Annotated in this window: 19 protein-coding genes; 7 read left to right on the top strand and 12 right to left on the bottom strand. The window is 59.7% G+C overall.

What is annotated here, in order from left to right; genetic code table 11:
• Positions 1-106 precede the first annotated feature (106 nt).
• From AC07N8_RS09385 to AC07N8_RS09365, 5 genes are all read right to left on the bottom strand, one after another.
• Entirely contained in the window at positions 107-556 is a 450-nt protein-coding gene (locus AC07N8_RS09385) for a Spy/CpxP family protein refolding chaperone (protein ID WP_483840721.1), read from the bottom strand.
• 156 nt (positions 557-712) lie between these two features.
• Positions 713-1,390 (bottom strand): response regulator transcription factor, encoded by a 678-nt coding sequence (locus AC07N8_RS09380; protein ID WP_027922300.1) that lies wholly within the window; start codon positions 1,388-1,390, stop codon positions 713-715.
• A gap of 7 nt (positions 1,391-1,397) precedes the next feature.
• Complete coding sequence (locus AC07N8_RS09375) at positions 1,398-1,811, bottom strand: SH3 domain-containing protein (protein ID WP_483840722.1); 414 nt, start codon at positions 1,809-1,811, stop codon at positions 1,398-1,400.
• Positions 1,812-1,931: 120 nt separating this feature from the next.
• A complete protein-coding gene (locus AC07N8_RS09370) occupies positions 1,932-2,231 on the bottom strand; it encodes a YciI family protein (protein WP_084320523.1) in 300 nt (99 codons plus the stop codon).
• A gap of 1 nt (position 2,232) precedes the next feature.
• Positions 2,233-2,829 (bottom strand): septation protein A, encoded by a 597-nt coding sequence (locus tag AC07N8_RS09365; RefSeq protein ID WP_483840723.1) that lies wholly within the window; start codon positions 2,827-2,829, stop codon positions 2,233-2,235.
• A gap of 87 nt (positions 2,830-2,916) precedes the next feature.
• Between AC07N8_RS09365 and AC07N8_RS09360 the strand changes: the two genes are divergently transcribed.
• The 5 genes from AC07N8_RS09360 to rluB all read left to right on the top strand — a co-directional run bounded on the left by AC07N8_RS09360 (position 2,917) and on the right by rluB (position 7,777).
• Positions 2,917-3,780: a PHP domain-containing protein gene (locus AC07N8_RS09360; RefSeq protein ID WP_483840724.1), complete on the top strand. Its 864-nt coding sequence runs from the start codon at positions 2,917-2,919 to the stop codon at positions 3,778-3,780.
• A 13-nt stretch (positions 3,781-3,793) separates the two neighbouring features.
• Positions 3,794-4,423 carry an L-threonylcarbamoyladenylate synthase gene (locus AC07N8_RS09355; RefSeq protein ID WP_140667231.1) on the top strand — a complete coding sequence of 210 codons (630 nt, stop codon included), beginning with the start codon at positions 3,794-3,796 and terminating at the stop codon, positions 4,421-4,423.
• Positions 4,424-5,245: a segregation and condensation protein A gene (locus AC07N8_RS09350; RefSeq protein ID WP_487247653.1), complete on the top strand. Its 822-nt coding sequence runs from the start codon at positions 4,424-4,426 to the stop codon at positions 5,243-5,245.
• Between the two features lie 11 nt (positions 5,246-5,256).
• Positions 5,257-6,234: an SMC-Scp complex subunit ScpB gene (scpB, locus tag AC07N8_RS09345; protein ID WP_493143200.1), complete on the top strand. Its 978-nt coding sequence runs from the start codon at positions 5,257-5,259 to the stop codon at positions 6,232-6,234.
• A gap of 256 nt (positions 6,235-6,490) precedes the next feature.
• Positions 6,491-7,777, top strand: coding sequence for a 23S rRNA pseudouridine(2605) synthase RluB (rluB, locus tag AC07N8_RS09340; protein ID WP_483840726.1), 1,287 nt, complete (start codon positions 6,491-6,493; stop codon positions 7,775-7,777).
• Between the two features lie 200 nt (positions 7,778-7,977).
• On the opposite strand, the gene AC07N8_RS09335 is transcribed toward rluB, so the two are convergent.
• Both AC07N8_RS09335 and AC07N8_RS09330 read right to left on the bottom strand, forming a co-directional pair.
• Complete coding sequence (locus tag AC07N8_RS09335; RefSeq protein ID WP_493143198.1) at positions 7,978-8,943, bottom strand: M29 family metallopeptidase; 966 nt, start codon at positions 8,941-8,943, stop codon at positions 7,978-7,980.
• Between the two features lie 69 nt (positions 8,944-9,012).
• Positions 9,013-9,150 carry a hypothetical protein gene (locus tag AC07N8_RS09330; RefSeq protein ID WP_170219177.1) on the bottom strand — a complete coding sequence of 46 codons (138 nt, stop codon included), beginning with the start codon at positions 9,148-9,150 and terminating at the stop codon, positions 9,013-9,015.
• Positions 9,151-9,961: 811 nt separating this feature from the next.
• Here AC07N8_RS09330 and AC07N8_RS09325 point away from each other — a divergent pair.
• Positions 9,962-11,374, top strand: coding sequence for an amino acid permease (locus AC07N8_RS09325; protein WP_493143196.1), 1,413 nt, complete (start codon positions 9,962-9,964; stop codon positions 11,372-11,374).
• A 142-nt stretch (positions 11,375-11,516) separates the two neighbouring features.
• Entirely contained in the window at positions 11,517-11,930 is a 414-nt protein-coding gene (gene arfB, locus AC07N8_RS09320; protein WP_493143194.1) for an alternative ribosome rescue aminoacyl-tRNA hydrolase ArfB, read from the top strand.
• Here arfB and AC07N8_RS09315 read toward each other — a convergent pair.
• The 5 genes from AC07N8_RS09315 to AC07N8_RS09295 form a co-directional block, all read right to left on the bottom strand.
• Complete coding sequence (locus AC07N8_RS09315; RefSeq protein WP_493143192.1) at positions 11,927-13,123, bottom strand: MFS transporter; 1,197 nt, start codon at positions 13,121-13,123, stop codon at positions 11,927-11,929. The two genes, arfB and AC07N8_RS09315, sit on opposite strands and share 4 nt — an antisense overlap.
• Before the next feature lie 104 nt (positions 13,124-13,227).
• Positions 13,228-13,410: a hypothetical protein gene (locus AC07N8_RS09310; RefSeq protein WP_483840850.1), complete on the bottom strand. Its 183-nt coding sequence runs from the start codon at positions 13,408-13,410 to the stop codon at positions 13,228-13,230.
• A gap of 76 nt (positions 13,411-13,486) precedes the next feature.
• On the bottom strand, positions 13,487-13,618 hold the full coding sequence (locus tag AC07N8_RS09305; protein WP_010461912.1) for a hypothetical protein: 132 nt from the start codon (positions 13,616-13,618) through the stop codon (positions 13,487-13,489).
• A 278-nt stretch (positions 13,619-13,896) separates the two neighbouring features.
• Positions 13,897-15,090: an amino acid aminotransferase gene (locus AC07N8_RS09300; RefSeq protein WP_493143190.1), complete on the bottom strand. Its 1,194-nt coding sequence runs from the start codon at positions 15,088-15,090 to the stop codon at positions 13,897-13,899.
• Positions 15,090-15,446 (bottom strand): 4a-hydroxytetrahydrobiopterin dehydratase, encoded by a 357-nt coding sequence (locus AC07N8_RS09295; RefSeq protein ID WP_322221475.1) that lies wholly within the window; start codon positions 15,444-15,446, stop codon positions 15,090-15,092. Before AC07N8_RS09295 ends, AC07N8_RS09300 begins: the two co-directional genes overlap by 1 nt.
• Positions 15,447-15,548 lie beyond the last annotated feature (102 nt).

Genomic DNA, 15,548 nt, shown 5'->3' with positions numbered 1-15,548 from the left:
ACAATGATGTCGATTGACACTCCCTCTTCGCGAGCAGGTTCGCTCCCACATTAGATTGGGGGGTAACAGACCCAACGGGTTGGCCGTTGGGTCCGGGGTCAGCGCATTATTGCGCTTTTTGCGGTTGTTGCGCTTTCCAGGCCTTGAACTCGGCCCACTCGGCGCGACGCTCAGCCTGCTTTTTCTGGATCTCGTCGAATTTCTTCTGTTGATCCGGTTTCAGCACGGCGCGTACATCGGCTTCGGCTTTCTGATGCTTGGCGGTCATTTCGTCTTTCAGGGCTTTCTGGTCGGCTGGCGAGAGTTTCTCCAGGTACTTGTCGACCAGTTGCTTACGCTCGTGCATCTGCTCGCCCATGATCTTGCGGATCTGCTCGCGCTGTTCGCGGCTCAGGTCCAGCTGACTGTACGGGCCTTTGCCGTGCATGCCGTGCATCTGACCGCCGTGGCGCGAGCCGTCCATCGGCCCACCCATCGGGCCGGTGCCTTCAGGCATGGCCATGGCAACGGTCGGCAAAGCGGCGGCGAACATCAGAGCGATAAGAGTCTTGCGCATGGTGAATCTCCTTGTCTCGTTCCCGGTACGTTCCGGATGAGTACAGATTACGCAGATCAAGGTCAGCGGCAGTCAGCGGAGCGTAAAGCTTGGGTAAAGACGATTTCTCGCCAACCTGACAAAACGGCCTGCTGGACACAGGTTGCACCTGGCTAGTTACAGGCTGTAGTAGTAACCACGGCTGCGCAGCGCAACGATGCGCGGGCGGCCGTCGGGGTGCGGGCCGATTTTCTTGCGCAGGTTGCTGACGTGCATGTCCAGGCTGCGGTCGTACAGGGTCAGCTTGCGGCCGAGGGCGATCTGCGCCAGTTCCTGTTTGTCCAGCGGCTCGCCGGGCTGCTTGAGCAGGGCTTCAAGCAGACGGCTTTCGGAGACGGTGAGGGTGAATTCCTGTTCATCGATGCTGACCACGCCGCGCACCGGGCTGAAACACAGATCGCCCAGTTCCAGTTGGCTGGACACTGCCGCCGGATGGCTGCGACGCAATACGGCGCGCAGGCGGGCTGTCAGTTCACGTGGGTCGCAGGGTTTGGCCAGGTAATCGTCGGCGCCCAGTTCCAGGCCGAGGATGCGGTCCAGTGGCTCGCCGCGAGCTGACAGCATCAGCACTGGCAGGTCCGGGTGATCGCTGCGCAATTGCTTGAGCAACTCCAGACCGCTGCCGTCCGGCAGCATCACGTCCAGCACCACGGCGGCGGGAGAGGTTTCAGCCAACGCGCGGCGGGCACTCTGGCCATCGTGGCAGGCACGGACCTGAAAGCCTTCCTGGCTCAACCAACTGCTCAGGAGCTCGCACAGCTCCTGGTCATCATCAATTAGTAACAGCTCGCTCATGAATCACTCAATTTAGCCATTGCCGACGTTTTCTGGTGGCACCACTGGCGAAGATACCGCAGAGCAGGGCCAATAGCGCTACTCCACCGCCGATAACAAACCATTGCTGCTGATCAGTCAGCAGACGTGGCAACGGGCTACTGGCCTGCACTTCCTTGAGTTGCAGCTTGAGGCGCTGATTCTCTTGGCGCAACCGGCTCAGTTGAGCGCTTTCGCGTTCGGCATCGGTATTTTGCAGTTGCTTGTTCAATTCTTCCCGTTGCTGCTCGCTGACCTTCAAGCGTTGCTGCAACTCGCTAATCTGGCTGCCGGCGCTCAGGGACAGCGGCGTCGAATTACCGCCCTCGGCACCTTCTTCACCGTGGGCCGGGGCCATGATCGACAACGTCACCAACAACAGACACAACGGACCCTTGCGCATCGCGACTCCTGATTCCAATCGAGTATTGGGCAGGTTGTCGGCAGGCAAACGAGAATAATGAGCGTTGAGAGCGCGATGAACCGACAAGGTTCACCGCGCGGGGGCATTTTGGGGGGAAAGTTATGGCAGGACTTGCTTGAACGGCTTGACCGAAACGTTGGCGTAGACGCCTGCGGCGATATACGGATCAGCGTCGGCCCAGGCCTGTGCGGCGCTCAGGGAATCGAATTCGGCGACGATCAGGCTGCCGGTGAAACCCGCGGCGCCCGGATCATTGCTGTCGACTGCCGGGTTCGGACCGGCCAATACGATGCGGCCTTCGCCCTTGAGCACTTGCAGGCGCTCAAGGTGGGCAGGGCGCGCGGCCAGTCGGGCTTCCAGCGAGTTGGCGACGTCTGTGGCAACGATTGCGTAGAGCATGTCAGTCCTCGGTTTTTGGCGTAGTGGTGTCGGTATCGTGCAGGTGGCGGGACAGGTAGATGCCCTGGCCGACCAGGAACAGCAGCGTCATGCCCAGGCTGCCGAAGACTTTGAAGTCGACCCAGTAGTCCTGGAAGGTGAACGCGACGAACAGGTTGGCGGCGCCGCAAAACAGGAAGAAAGCGATCCAGGCGATGTTCAGGCGCGTCCAGACGGGCTCCGGCAGGGTCAGCGCGTGACCCATGATGCGCTTGATCAGCAGGCTGTCACCGACGAAGTGGCTGCCAATGAATGCCAGGGCGAACAACCAGTTCACCACCGGCGCTTTCCACTTGAGGAAGGTTTCGCTGTGGAACGCCAGGGTCAGGCTACCGAAGACCAGGCAGGCAATGAGGGTCAGCCACTGGCTCTTCTCAAGCTTGCGCTGCTTGAAGAACAATGTGCCGTAAACCACCAGCGAACTGATGATCAACATCGCGGTGGCGCTGTAGATACCGCCTACAGTCAACTCATGACCGCCGATGTCGACGACCCGTGGGTCAAGTTTGAAGACGATGAAAAACAACAGGAGCGGGATGAAATCGATGAATTGTTTCACAGTGGCAGCCAGAAGCAGGATGTGGCGGCATAATAACAAACATATGGGCGCGCGATAGCGCCAGCTGATTTGAGGTAACAAAGTCCCGTGAATGTTGATTTGCACTGCCATAGCACGGCCTCCGATGGCGCCCTGGCGCCTGCGGTACTGGTTGCGCGTGCGTTCGAGAAAGGCGTGCGAGTCCTGGCCTTGACCGATCACGACACCCTCGAGGGCCTCGATGAGGCCCGCACAGCCGCGACGGCGCTGGGGATGCAACTGGTCAACGGCGTCGAATTGTCCTGCACCTGGGGCGGCGCGACCATTCACGTTTTGGGTTATGGATTTGATGTCACGGCGCCGCCGTTGGTCGAGGCGATTGCAAAATTGCACGATGGCCGTTGGCTACGGTCCGAAGAAATAAGCCGCAAGCTGGCGTTGAAAGGCATGCCGGGGGCGCTGGAAGGGGCCCGTGCCCTGCAGCAGGAACTGGGCGACAGCGGCAACGCGCCGGCCCGCCCGCACTTCGCCGACTGGATGGTGCGTGAAGGGTTTGTAAAGGATCGCGCCGAAGCCTTCCGCAAATGGCTGGGCGCCGGCAAGCTGGGCGACGTCAAGCAACACTGGCCGACCCTGGAAGAGACCGTCGAAACCCTGCGCGCGGCGAAGGCCTGGGTCAGCCTGGCGCATCCCTGGCACTACGATTTCACTCGCAGCAAGCGTCGCCGCCTGATTTCTGACTATATTCAAGCCGGGGGCCACGCGATTGAAGTGGTCAATGGCCATCAGCCCGCCGAACAAGTGGGCAGCCTGGCGATTCTTGCTCGTGAGTTCGGTCTGCTGGTCAGCGCCGGCAGTGATTTTCATGGCCCTGGAGGCTGGTCCGAGATTGGCGAATATCGCCCGCTCCCGGAGGATCTGCCACCACTGTGGTGTCGATTCAAACATGACCCAATTATTGCCGCCGTCTGAACAGGTAGAGAATGTGAGTCAATTTTTCCAGATTCATCCGGAAAACCCGCAAGCGCGCCTGATCAAACAGGCAGTCGAGATCATCCGCAAAGGCGGGGTGGTGATTTATCCCACAGACTCGTCCTACGCCATTGGTTGCCAGATCGGCGACAAGAATGCCGTGGAGCGCGTGCGCCGGTTGCGTGGGCTGGATGACAAACACAACTTCGCGCTGATTTGCAGCGACCTGTCGCAGCTGGGGGTGTTTGCCAAGATCGATACAGGCACGTTCCGCCTGCTCAAGGCGCACCTGCCAGGGCCGTACACCTTCATTCTCAACGCCACCCGCGAAGTCCCGCGGCTGTTGTTGCACCCGAAAAAACGCACCATCGGCCTGCGGGTCCCGAGCCATCCAATCGCCCTGGCGCTGTTGGAAGAGCTCGGTGAGCCGCTGATGAGCGTGACCCTGATCATGCCGGGCGACACCGACCCGCTGACCGACCCGTTCGAAATGCGTCAGTTGCTTGAACATCAAGTCGACCTGATCATCGATGGCGGATTCGGCGGGATCAAGGCCTCCACCGTAATCAATCTCGCCGACGGCGAGCCGGAAGTGATCCGTGTCGGTTGCGGCGACCCTGCGCCGTTCATGGCCGAGGCATAGATGTCCGCAGTAGAACCCGCAGTCGACAGTCAGGCCGGAGCCCAGCAAGAGCTGCCCTTCGCGATGGTGTATGGCCAGGCGGTACTGGAAATGCCGCTGGACCTGTACATCCCGCCGGATGCGCTGGAGGTGTTTCTCGAGGCCTTCGAAGGTCCGCTCGACCTGTTGCTGTACCTGATCCGCAAACAGAACATCAACATCCTCGACATCCCGGTGGCGGAAATTACCCGCCAGTACATGGGCTATGTCGAGTTGATGCAATCGGTGCGCCTGGAGCTGGCCGCCGAGTACCTGGTGATGGCCGCGATGCTGGCCGAGATCAAGTCGCGGATGCTGTTGCCCCGCGCCGAAACCATCGAAGACGAAGAAGATGACCCGCGCGCCGAGCTGATCCGGCGCTTGCAGGAATACGAACGCTTCAAGGCGGCCGCTGAAGGCATCGACGGCCTGACCCGTGTCGGTCGTGACGTCGTGGTACCCAAGCTGGATGCCCCGGAAGCCCGGGCGCGCAAACTGTTGCCGGACGTGCGCCTGTCTGAGTTGCTGTTGTCCATGGCCGAGGTCCTGCGCCGTGGCGACATGTTCGAAAGTCACCAGGTCAGTCGCGAGGCGCTGTCTACCCGCGAACGCATGAGCGATGTGCTGGATCGGCTCAAGGGCGGCGGTTTTGTGCCCTTTGTCGAGCTGTTCACCGCCGAAGAGGGGCGACTCGGGGTGGTGGTGACCTTTATGGCCATCCTCGAACTGGTCAAGGAATCCTTGGTCGAGCTGGTGCAGAATGAGCCGTTCGCAGCGATCCACGTGCGGGCCCGAGCCGAATAACGAGTTGAATCATGAACCTGACTGAACCCCGCGAGCTGGCGCCATTGCTTGAAGCCTTTTTGTTGGCCTCGGGAAAGCCGCAATCGCTTGAACGCCTGTTCGAACTCTTCGAAGAGGGCGAGCGGCCGGAGCCGCCGGTTTTCAAGAAAGCGCTGACGATCCTGGCCAAGTCCTGTGACGGGCGCGCTTTCGAGCTGAAAGAAGTTGCCTCCGGCTACCGCCTGCAAATCCGCGAAAAGTTTTCGCCGTGGGTCGGGCGTTTGTGGGAAGAGCGGCCGCAGCGATATTCCCGCGCCATGCTCGAAACCATTGCGCTGATCGCCTATCGCCAGCCGATCACCCGGGGCGAGATCGAAGACGTGCGGGGCGTGGCGGTCAACAGTCAGATCGTCAAGACGCTGATGGAGCGTGAGTGGATCCGCATCGTCGGTTACCGCGATGTGCCCGGCAAACCGGCGATGTTCGCGACCACCAAGGCGTTTCTCGATCACTTCAACCTGAAAAACCTCGACGACCTGCCGCCGCTGGCTGAACTGCGCGAGCTGGAACCGGACCCCGTGCTCGATTTCGACGACGCGCCCGTGCCTGCCAGCCTGCAAGAGTTGGCGGACGCCAGCGCCGAGCCGGAAGAACCCAAGGAAGAAACCAGTTTCCACACGTTGTTGCTGGAGCTGGACACCATGGAGGAGGGGCTCAAGACCGACTTCGACGATTTGTTACGCGATGGCGAGATGACCGCGTTTGAACCTGAAGTCGGCGGTGAACTTCAGGTTGAGCCCGAGGCAACAGCCGAAGCAGAGCCGGAACCGGAGCTCGAAGACGACGTTCTGGGCGTCGCCGAGGCTCGCGAAAAACTATTGGCCGCCGTTGCCGCCCTCGAACAACCGAAACCCGAGCCCGAGCCCGAGCCCGAATTGAGCGACGAAGAAGCCGAAGCCCGGGCGCTGGCCGAAGCCATCGAAGCCGAACGCCGCGAGTTCGACGACTGACCCGGATTTTGTAGACACTACAACCCCCTGTGGGAGCGAGCAGGCTCACTCCTACAAAAGGGGGCTTGTGATGCCACCGGTCGGCGGAAAAACAGGTAACTCTGTGTTCATCAGCTAGTCTCTGATGCGCAAATGCCCACATGAGCGTATGATTCGCGACCCTTCGGCGATCCCTTCGCCCAAGTTGAACAGATTTACATCGCTTCAGGCCCCTCACTCAGAGCTGCCTGAACAGACCACACCGGGAGGTGCCCAGATGAGTATCAACGACCAGAAAGACGACCAGGAAATCGGCCCAGCAGGCGAAAAACTGCAGAAAGTCCTCGCCCGTATCGGCGTCGGCTCTCGCCGTGACGTAGAAGCCTGGATCAGCCACGGCCGCATCAAGGTCAATGGCAAAGACGCCACGCTCGGTCAGCGTGTCGACATGCATGACGCCATCACCATCGATGGCCGCGTGATCAAGCGCGAAGAAGCCGCCGAGTCGGTACGCCGCGTGATCATGTACAACAAGCCCGACGGTGAAATCTGCACCCGCCTCGACCCGGAAGGCCGTCCGACCGTATTCGACAAGATGCCGAAACCGAAAGAAGGTCGCTGGATCAACATCGGCCGTCTGGACATCAACACCACCGGCCTGCTGATGTTCACCACCGACGGTGAACTGGCTAACCGCCTGATGCACCCTTCCTACGAAATGGACCGTGAATACGCGGTACGTGTGCGTGGCGAAGTCGACGACGAGATGATCGAGCGTCTGAAAGCAGGCGTCGTCCTCGAAGACGGCCCGGCCAAGTTCACCGACATCAAGCAGGCACCAGGCGGCGAAGGTTTCAACCACTGGTACCACTGCGTGGTAATGGAAGGTCGCAACCGCGAAGTTCGTCGTCTGTGGGAATCCCAGGGCCTGGTGGTCAGCCGTCTGAAGCGCGTGCGTTTCGGTCCGGTGTTCCTCAACTCCGACCTGCCGATGGGTCGCTGGCGCGAAATGAGCCAGTACGAAGTCGACATTCTGAGTGCTGAAGTTGGCCTGACGCCGGTTGCCATGCCGCAAATGAACGCGAAGAGCAAAGACAAGCTCGACCGTATGCAGCGTAAATCGTCGCGTCCGATGGGCAAGACCGAGCGCGTGCGTTCGTTGCGTCCAGCCATCGGTAACCAGACCGCTGCTACGCCGCGTGATACCCGCGAGCCGCATTTCGAAGGCGAGCGTCCAGCCCGCAAGCCAGCAGCACCTCGTGCTGATGGCGAGCGCGGTCCACGCACGCCACGTCCGGCCAACGGTCGCACCGAGCGCGGCGAAGGCCGTGGTGCGCCAAGCGGCGGTCGCAGTGATCGCGGTGCTCCGGCAGGTCGTGGTGAGTCGGGTCGCGGTACGCCAGTGGCCGACCGTCCTGGCGATACCAAGCGCCCGGCCAAGCCAGCGCCGAAGAAACGCCCAGGTATCGTCCTGGTCGACAAGGACGCGCCATCGGGCAAGCGCCGCGGTGCGCCAGCCGGTTCGGGCCAGCGTCCGGGCTTTGGTCGTCGCAAGCCTGAGTAATCGGTAAGCGCCACATAAAAAACGCCATCCCTCGGGATGGCGTTTTTTTTGGCTTGGCTTAAGTGCGGGGTTGAATGACCGGGCGTCTTCGCGAGCAGGCTCGCTCCCACATTTGATCGCATTTCCCCGAGAGAACTCGGTCACCTGTGGGAGCGAGCCTGCTCGCGAAGACGCCAGTTGCAGCACCTCCTTTTCAACGGCTAGAACACAAACCGCCCATCAAACACCGGCTCGTCATCCAGCGCCAACACGCCACCGGAGAAGATCAAATCCAGATGATGGCTACCCTTGGCGCCACCGCCCAACCCAAGGTGCAGCCCGCAATGGCGCTCCTCGAACCCGGCATTGCGCGCATACAAGGCTTTCACGCCCTCATTGGTGCCAATCCCCAGTTCTTCAATCCGTCGATTCGACGGATTGGCCTCCAGGTATTTATTGAAGTCATGTTCCAGCCCCGGCACCTCGGTGGCGATTTTGCGGATGGTCGAGTTCTCGATCCATAACTCCAGCGGTGATTCCAATACTCCGTATTTGCGGGCAAACGGAATCGTACTGAGAAAAGTCCCCATGAACTTCACCTGCCCATTAATCGCTTCGCTGTGCGTGGCGATTTCACCGGGTGCCAAATCAAAGTTGCCGATGCCATTGATGTCAGTCCACTTTTTAATGCTGTTCAGCGGAGCGTCAAACCAGGAGCCGTGTTCATCTTTGAAGCTTAACGTCGTGGCCTGGGACAGGCGCTGGATCAAATGGCTGTTCAACCCGGCAATGCGTTGCGGGGTGACGCTGAAGGTGTCGTAGAAGTAATCGCCGTAATCCTTGAATAGCAGCGACTTCTTCCAGTTCTCGGCCATCACGCCATGCAGTGCGCGGACAAACTCCGGGCCTTCGGGGCGTGGGTTGGGCAGGGTGGAAGAGTCGTAGAAAAAAATGTACAGATCGCAGTCGGCGATGGCCTGGGCCAGTAAAGCCGGGGGCTCCAGATCAAGGCGTAGCGTGTTGAAGCGCAAGGGGTGGCGGTCACCGGCGTGTTCGGCAATAGCGCCGGTCAGCGCCTCGTAATCGGCGGTGTGGCCAAGCAAGACCTTCGCCGGGTTGATGCCGGCAAGGGCTGGGTGCTGTTCGAGGTAGTAGAGAAAATGCGTAATGGCGCGATGCTTATCCATGCTGTCCTCCGTGACAAACCGGTAAAAAGTGGCAGGCACAACCGGCCGGATTACGCCTGCCGGGAGGTCTTACAGAGGCCACATCGCCGTGCCGAACGGAACTACCGCGTCGGCTTGCATCATTTCTACGGCGGCTTCATGGGTCGGTGCTTCAAACCAATCGTCCAGTTGCAGTTCAGTTTCCAAGTCTTTATCCAGTGCTTGCATGGTGAAACTCCTTAATGACTTTTGAGTAGAAACAACTTGCCGGTCGATGCGGCTCGGCAAGTCGCTGCAAACCTAGTTGAGGGATTTTTATAATGCAAAAAAATAATCAAATAAGATGTTCAGTGAACTGTTTAGTTTGTTTCTTTTAAGGGTTATTTATTAATAGAAAACAAAAACTAACTCGGCTTTTTCCTTAGGAAGCTTCCTATCGTCAATTTGCAGTCGTCCTACAGATAAATCCGATTTGGAAAAATATCGTTACGCCGTGTAAAGAAATGCTGACGAAATATCGCCTGAAACCCCGTGGGTTGACGCTTACGGAACGGGTGTAAGGAAAAGCTGCCGAAATCAATCCGATCAACCATCGCCCAAGGCTCTGGGCCGCTTGTTTCAGCGTCGCAGGAAGGGTCAGATGCGCCCCATGCCTGTCGTGCAGGTGCATAACAAGAAGGAGGCGCAATGTACGCCGTGATTCAAACCCAACTCTCCCCGTGGGGCGATTTTTCAATCGTTCCCGTCAATGATCCGCAAGGGTCTGACTCTTTATTTGCAGCCGCCCGAGATACTCGGGGCGGACACCGGCAATCCCGGCTTACAACACGCTGATCCAGCGGGTCTGGCAGCAGGGGGTTAGCGGTGTACAATGCGCCGCGTTTTACCTGTGACCTCCTGCGCAAATGCGCAAACCTCAAGGCTATCCGCCTTGTTCACTCCGCCACGCCACGAGTGTGCCGGGTTCGATTTCGTCACAGATAAAAACAAACAGGTGACGCATGAACGTTGTAACGATGCAGAACGTGAGACCCTTTTCATGAGTGGACAAAACTCGCAGTCAGGCGAGCTGAAGCGCGGCCTGAAAAATCGCCACATTCAATTGATCGCCCTCGGTGGTGCGATCGGTACCGGTTTGTTCCTCGGCTCGGCCGGGGTCCTGAAATCCGCTGGCCCGTCGATGATCCTCGGCTACGCCATCTGCGGCTTCATCGCGTTCATGATCATGCGCCAGCTCGGCGAAATGATCGTTGAAGAGCCCGTCGCCGGTTCCTTCAGTCACTTTGCGCACAAATACTGGGGCGGTTTCGCCGGCTTCCTGTCAGGCTGGAACTGCTGGATCCTGTACATCCTGGTGGGCATGTCGGAGCTGACCGCGGTCGGCAAATACATCCACTACTGGGCGCCGGACATCCCGACCTGGGTCTCGGCAGCCGGCTTCTTCGTGCTGATCAACCTGATCAACCTGGCCAACGTCAAAGTCTTTGGCGAGGCCGAGTTCTGGTTCGCGATCATCAAGGTCGTGGCCATTGTCGGCATGATTGCCCTGGGCAGCTATTTGCTGGTCAGCGGTAACGGCGGTCCGCAAGCGTCGGTCAGCAACCTGTGGTCCCACGGTGGGTTCTTCCCGAACGGTGTCAGCGGTCTGGTGATGGCCATGGCGATCATCATGTTCTCCTTCGGCGGCCTGGAAATGCTCGGTTTCACTGCGGCTGAAGCCGACAAGCCGAAAACCGTGATCCCGAAAGCCATCAATCAGGTGATCTACCGGATCCTGATTTTCTACATCGGCGCGCTGGTCATTCTGTTGTCGCTGACGCCATGGGACAGCCTGCTGGCGACCCTCAACGCGTCCGGTGATTCCTACAGCGGCAGCCCGTTCGTGCAAGTGTTCTCGATGCTCGGCAGCAACACCGCCGCGCACATCCTCAACTTCGTGGTACTGACTGCGGCGTTGTCGGTGTACAACAGCGGCACCTACTGCAACAGCCGTATGCTGCTGGGCATGGCCGAACAGGGCGATGCGCCGAAGGCCTTGTCGAAGATCGACAAGCGCGGCGTGCCGGTGCGTTCGATCCTCGCTTCGGCGGCGGTGACGCTGATTGCGGTGCTGTTGAACTACCTGATCCCGCAAAACGCGCTGGAACTGCTGATGTCGCTGGTGGTTGCGACCCTGGTGATCAACTGGGCGATGATCAGCTTCTCGCACTTCAAGTTCCGCCAGCACATGAACAAGACCCAGCAAACGCCGCTGTTCAAGGCGCTGTGGTACCCGTACGGGAACTACATCTGCCTGGCGTTCGTGGTGTTCATCCTGTGCGTGATGCTGCTGATTCCGGGGATCCAGATCTCGGTGTACGCGATTCCGGTGTGGGTCGTGTTCATGTGGATCTGCTACGGCATCAAGAACAAGCGCAGTGCGCAGCACGCGTTGCAGGCTTCGGTGAAATAACGCCGTACGCAGAAACGACAAACCCGGCCAATGCCGGGTTTGTTGTTTTCATCGCGAGCAGGCTCGCTCCCACAGTTGATCTGCGGCGTGCCGGAGAGCTTATTCGCGGTATCCTGCGCACTCTGAATACGGACGCTTTTCCATGCTGGTGATTTCCAACAACGTGCATCTGCCGGATGCCGAGATCGAGTTGACGGCCATTCGCGCGCAAGGCGCCGGCGGGCAGAACGTCAACAAGGTTTCCAGCGCCGTGCACCTGCGCTTCGACATTCCTGCCTCGTCCTTGCCTGAGTTTTACAAGGAGCGGTTGCTGGCGCTGCGTGACAGTCGCATCACCAGCGAAGGCGTGTTGATCATCAAGGCCCAGCAATACCGCACACAGGAAGCCAATCGCGCCGATGCGCTGGAGCGCTTGACCGAGCTGATCATCAGCGCGACCAAGGTCGAAAAGAAGCGTCGCCCGACCAAACCGACGCTGGGTTCAAAAAAACGTCGACTCGAATCGAAGACCAAGCGCGGCAGCATCAAGGCCGGACGCGGCAAGGTCGATTTTTAACGCGCCCGCGCTTCGCGTTGCTTCGGCGCTTGCCGGTACAAGTAAACGCTCAATGCCAAACCGCTGAGTGCGGCAATCGCGGCAAACAGAAAGATCGACGCAAAACCAAACCCGGCCGCAATGGCACCGGCCAATGGCCCGGTAATCCCCAGCGACAAATCAATGAACAGCGAATAAGCCCCGACCGCCGCGCCACGGCTGGAGGCCGGCACCAGGTTGACCGCCTCTACGCCGAGCGCCGGAAACACCAGCGAAAATCCGAAACCGCTCAGCGCTGCACCGGCCAACGCCCAATGGGCATCCGGCGCGAGCCACAGCAGCAGCAACCCCAGCGTTTCCACGGACAGGCAGGCAATCGCCACGCGAAACCCGCCGAGGCGGTTGATCAGGTTGCCGAACAACAGGCGCGCACCGATGAAGCTGGCGCCGAACAGGCTCAGGCACAACACCGCGTTGTCCCAGTGTTGCGTGGCGTAATACAAGGTGATGAAAGTGGCGATGGTGCCAAAGCCTATGGAGCCCAACGCCAGACCGCAGCCGTGTGGCAGCACCCGCCCCAGCACATGCATGAACGGCAAGCGTTCACCGACCACAATCGGCGCGGCGGTTTTTGGCCAGGCCAGCGCCAGGCCCAGCACGGCCAGCAGCACGATGCTCACGCCCATGCTCCACAAGCCCAACTGATGAACCAGCAGCACCCCCAGCGGCGCGCCGACGGCCAGTGCGCCGTAGCTGGCAATGCCGTTCCAGGAAATCACCTTGGCGGTGTTGGCCGCGCCGACCCGGCCGATACCCCAGCCAATCGATCCCGAGCCGACCAGGCTTTCCGCGCTGCCGAGCACCAGGCGGCCAATCAACAGGCTGATCAAGCTCACGGTCGGCAGGCTCTGCGTCCAGGCCGAAACCAGCATGAACACACCGCTCAAGCCGCAACCGGCCAGGCCGTACATCACCGCCAGTTTGCTGCCCTTGTTGTCGATGATTTTCCCGGCGTAAGGACGGCTGAGCAGGGTGGCCAGGTATTGCACGCTGATCACCAGGCCGGCGATGACCGCGCCGAAACCCAGGTCGCTGTGGACGTAGCCGGGCAATACGGCCAGGGGAATGCCGATATTCAGGTAGCCGATGAAGGTAAACAGAACGATGGAAACGACTTGCAGCGTGACCGCCAGGGGGCGCTGGTTTTCAGACATGGGTAAAGGTCCACGGGAAAGCAGGATAGATAGGCTGCTTATGATAGCGGCGCGAGCGCTCGCGGGTCGTGGAAAAAGTAAAACTATTTGCCGGGCGGCGTGGTTCAGGGCTTGGCGGGGGCAACCAGTTGCGTCGTGACCAGGGCGGCCAGGGCGTTTTCCTGAGTGCCGAAGCGGGCGAGCAGTGCGGCTTGTTTCTCGGGGGAGAGTCGGTTCCAGATCTCGATCATCTTCTCGGCAGTGCCGATCAGGACGCTGGCTTGGGTCTCGCTGAATTCATCGGTCATGGTGTGAAGCTCGGGGTTCAGGCGGTGTGGAAAGCGCATGTTAGCGCTTTCCACACGGTCTGGCATTGCAGGTGTTTCAGTCTTCGCTGTCGGCCTGGCGGCGTTCAGTGGCTTCTTTGGGCTCGGGCTGTTGGGCGCCGGCTTGTTGCGTGGTTGTCTGCTCAGTTTCGTGCAGGCTTGGGAAGGGGAGATTAGGGATCTCGTGCATGGTTCGCGCTCCTCGCAAAGTCTGTTGATAGATCTGGTAGATCCGCGCTTTTAAAAAGCTTGGGCAGGATACAGCACTGAAAATGACAATCAGACTTTTATATCCATTTGTTGCGACGGATGGGATTGTCTAGACAGGTCTGGAAGAGGGAACAACACAAAACAACAGTGGGAGCGAGCCTGCTCGCGAAAGCGGTGGATCAGTCAATGTTGATGTCGACTGACACACCGCTTTCGCGAGCAGGCTCGCTCCCACAGTTGATGGTGCAATGGCTGGGGTTATTTGCAGACTTCAGCAATCGCCTCAGCCAGCAAATCCAGACGCGTTGCATCAATCCCGGCCACGTTGGCCCGGCCGGAGTTGACCATGTACACGCTGTGATGATCGCGCAGATGTTTAACCTGCTCCGCCGTCAACCCGGTGTAAGAGAACATCCCGCGTTGCACGCCAATGTGCGCAAAACGCTCACGCAAACCATGGGGTTCCAACGCCTCGACCAAGCCACTGCGCAACTGGGCGATGCGCAACCGCATGGCTTCCACTTCGTCGGCCCAGAGGCTTTTCAGTTCCGGGTCGCCAAGAATGGTTGCGACCACGGCGGCACCATGATCCGGCGGCGTCGACCACAGATTGCGGGCGATGTTGGCCAGCTGGCTGCGGATGTCCACAAGCTTGTCAGCGGTTTTTGCGCAGACAATCAGCGCGCCGGTGCGGTCGCGGTACAAGCCGAAGTTCTTCGAGCAGGAACTGGTGATCAGCACTTCCGGCAACGCGTCAGCGAACAGACGGGTCGACCAGGCATCCTGTTCCAGGCCATCGCCGAAGCCTTGGTAGGCGAAGTCGATCAATGGCACCAGGTCACGACTGCGCACCACGTCCAGCACTCGGCGCCAGTCGTCATGGGACAGATCGAAACCGGTCGGGTTGTGGCAGCAGGCGTGCAGCAACACCACGTCGCCCTTCGGCGCTTCGCTCAGTACCGCGAGCATGGCGTCGACGTCGAGGCGATTGTCGCTGCCCACGTACGGGTAATGACTGACCTTGACCCCGGCCGCCGCGAAAATCGTCTCGTGGATCGGCCAGGTCGGGTTGCTCAACCACACGCCACGGCCCGGCAGGCACTGGGCGATGAAGTCGGCACTCAAGCGCAATGCGCCGGTGCCGCCCGGGGTCTGGGTCGCGCCAGCGCGTTGCTCGGAGATCAGCGCGGAGTCCGCGCCGAGCACCAACTCACTGATGGCTTTGCCGAAGGCCGGTTCGCCGTGACCACCGATGTAGGTCTTGGTGGTCTGGCGATCGACCAGACGCTGCTCGGCCAGCTTCACCGACTGCGGAATCGGCGTCAGGCCCTGGGCATCTTTATAGACGCCCACGCCGAGGTCGAATTTGCGCGGGTTCGGATCCTGCGCATAGGCTTCCATCAAGCCGAGAATCGGATCGCCGGGAACTCGACCTATGGCGTCGAAATGCATTATTTGCGGCCCTCGGCGTCCTTGGCCACTTCGTCAGTGCGCGCGGCCATGATGAAGTCGTTGCGGTGCAGACCCTTGATGGAGTGGCTCCACCAGGTGACAGTGACTTTGCCCCACTCGGTCAGCAGGCCCGGGTGGTGACCTTCAGCCTCGGAGATTTCACCGACGGCGTTGGTGAACGCCAGTGCGTGTTTGAAGTTTTTGAACAGGAAGACTTTTTCCAGCTGCATGATGCTGTCGCGTACTTCGATGTTCCAGTCCGGGATTTGCTTGATCAGGATCGGCAACTCTTCGTCGCTGACTTGAGGGGCACCGGCTTGGCAGGCTTCGCAGTGGGCTTGGTTCAATGTGGACATGATGTGTTCCTGAAATCGAATGATTGGACATCGGCCGTCAGTGTCACCACGCTAAACCAAAGCGTCGGCTCATGACAGGCTCACTTGATTCTAAAAGCTGCG

The organism is Pseudomonas sp. GW821-FHT10C09 (genome assembly GCF_059415465.1).
The sequence above is the reverse complement of the archived record's forward strand: the minus strand, read 5'-3'. Positions and strand labels throughout refer to the sequence as shown.

Bases quoted from the DNA above. Each gene is read 5' to 3' on its own strand.
- AC07N8_RS09385 (WP_483840721.1), bottom strand. From the start codon at position 556: ATGCGCAAGACTCTTATCGCTCTGATGTTCGCCGCCGCTTTGCCGACC.
- AC07N8_RS09380 (WP_027922300.1), bottom strand. From the start codon at position 1,390: ATGAGCGAGCTGTTACTAATTGATGATGACCAGGAGCTGTGCGAGCTC.
- AC07N8_RS09375 (WP_483840722.1), bottom strand. From the start codon at position 1,811: ATGCGCAAGGGTCCGTTGTGTCTGTTGTTGGTGACGTTGTCGATCATG.
- AC07N8_RS09370 (WP_084320523.1), bottom strand. From the start codon at position 2,231: ATGCTCTACGCAATCGTTGCCACAGACGTCGCCAACTCGCTGGAAGCC.
- AC07N8_RS09350 (WP_487247653.1), top strand. From the start codon at position 4,424: ATGTCCGCAGTAGAACCCGCAGTCGACAGTCAGGCCGGAGCCCAGCAA.
- scpB (WP_493143200.1), top strand. From the start codon at position 5,257: ATGAACCTGACTGAACCCCGCGAGCTGGCGCCATTGCTTGAAGCCTTT.
- rluB (WP_483840726.1), top strand. From the start codon at position 6,491: ATGAGTATCAACGACCAGAAAGACGACCAGGAAATCGGCCCAGCAGGC.
- AC07N8_RS09335 (WP_493143198.1), bottom strand. From the start codon at position 8,943: ATGGATAAGCATCGCGCCATTACGCATTTTCTCTACTACCTCGAACAG.
- AC07N8_RS09330 (WP_170219177.1), bottom strand. From the start codon at position 9,150: ATGCAAGCACTGGATAAAGACTTGGAAACTGAACTGCAACTGGACGAT.
- AC07N8_RS09325 (WP_493143196.1), top strand. From the start codon at position 9,962: ATGAGTGGACAAAACTCGCAGTCAGGCGAGCTGAAGCGCGGCCTGAAA.
- arfB (WP_493143194.1), top strand. From the start codon at position 11,517: ATGCTGGTGATTTCCAACAACGTGCATCTGCCGGATGCCGAGATCGAG.
- AC07N8_RS09315 (WP_493143192.1), bottom strand. From the start codon at position 13,123: ATGTCTGAAAACCAGCGCCCCCTGGCGGTCACGCTGCAAGTCGTTTCC.
- AC07N8_RS09310 (WP_483840850.1), bottom strand. From the start codon at position 13,410: ATGACCGATGAATTCAGCGAGACCCAAGCCAGCGTCCTGATCGGCACT.
- AC07N8_RS09305 (WP_010461912.1), bottom strand. From the start codon at position 13,618: ATGCACGAGATCCCTAATCTCCCCTTCCCAAGCCTGCACGAAACTGAG.
- AC07N8_RS09300 (WP_493143190.1), bottom strand. From the start codon at position 15,090: ATGCATTTCGACGCCATAGGTCGAGTTCCCGGCGATCCGATTCTCGGC.
- AC07N8_RS09295 (WP_322221475.1), bottom strand. From the start codon at position 15,446: ATGTCCACATTGAACCAAGCCCACTGCGAAGCCTGCCAAGCCGGTGCC.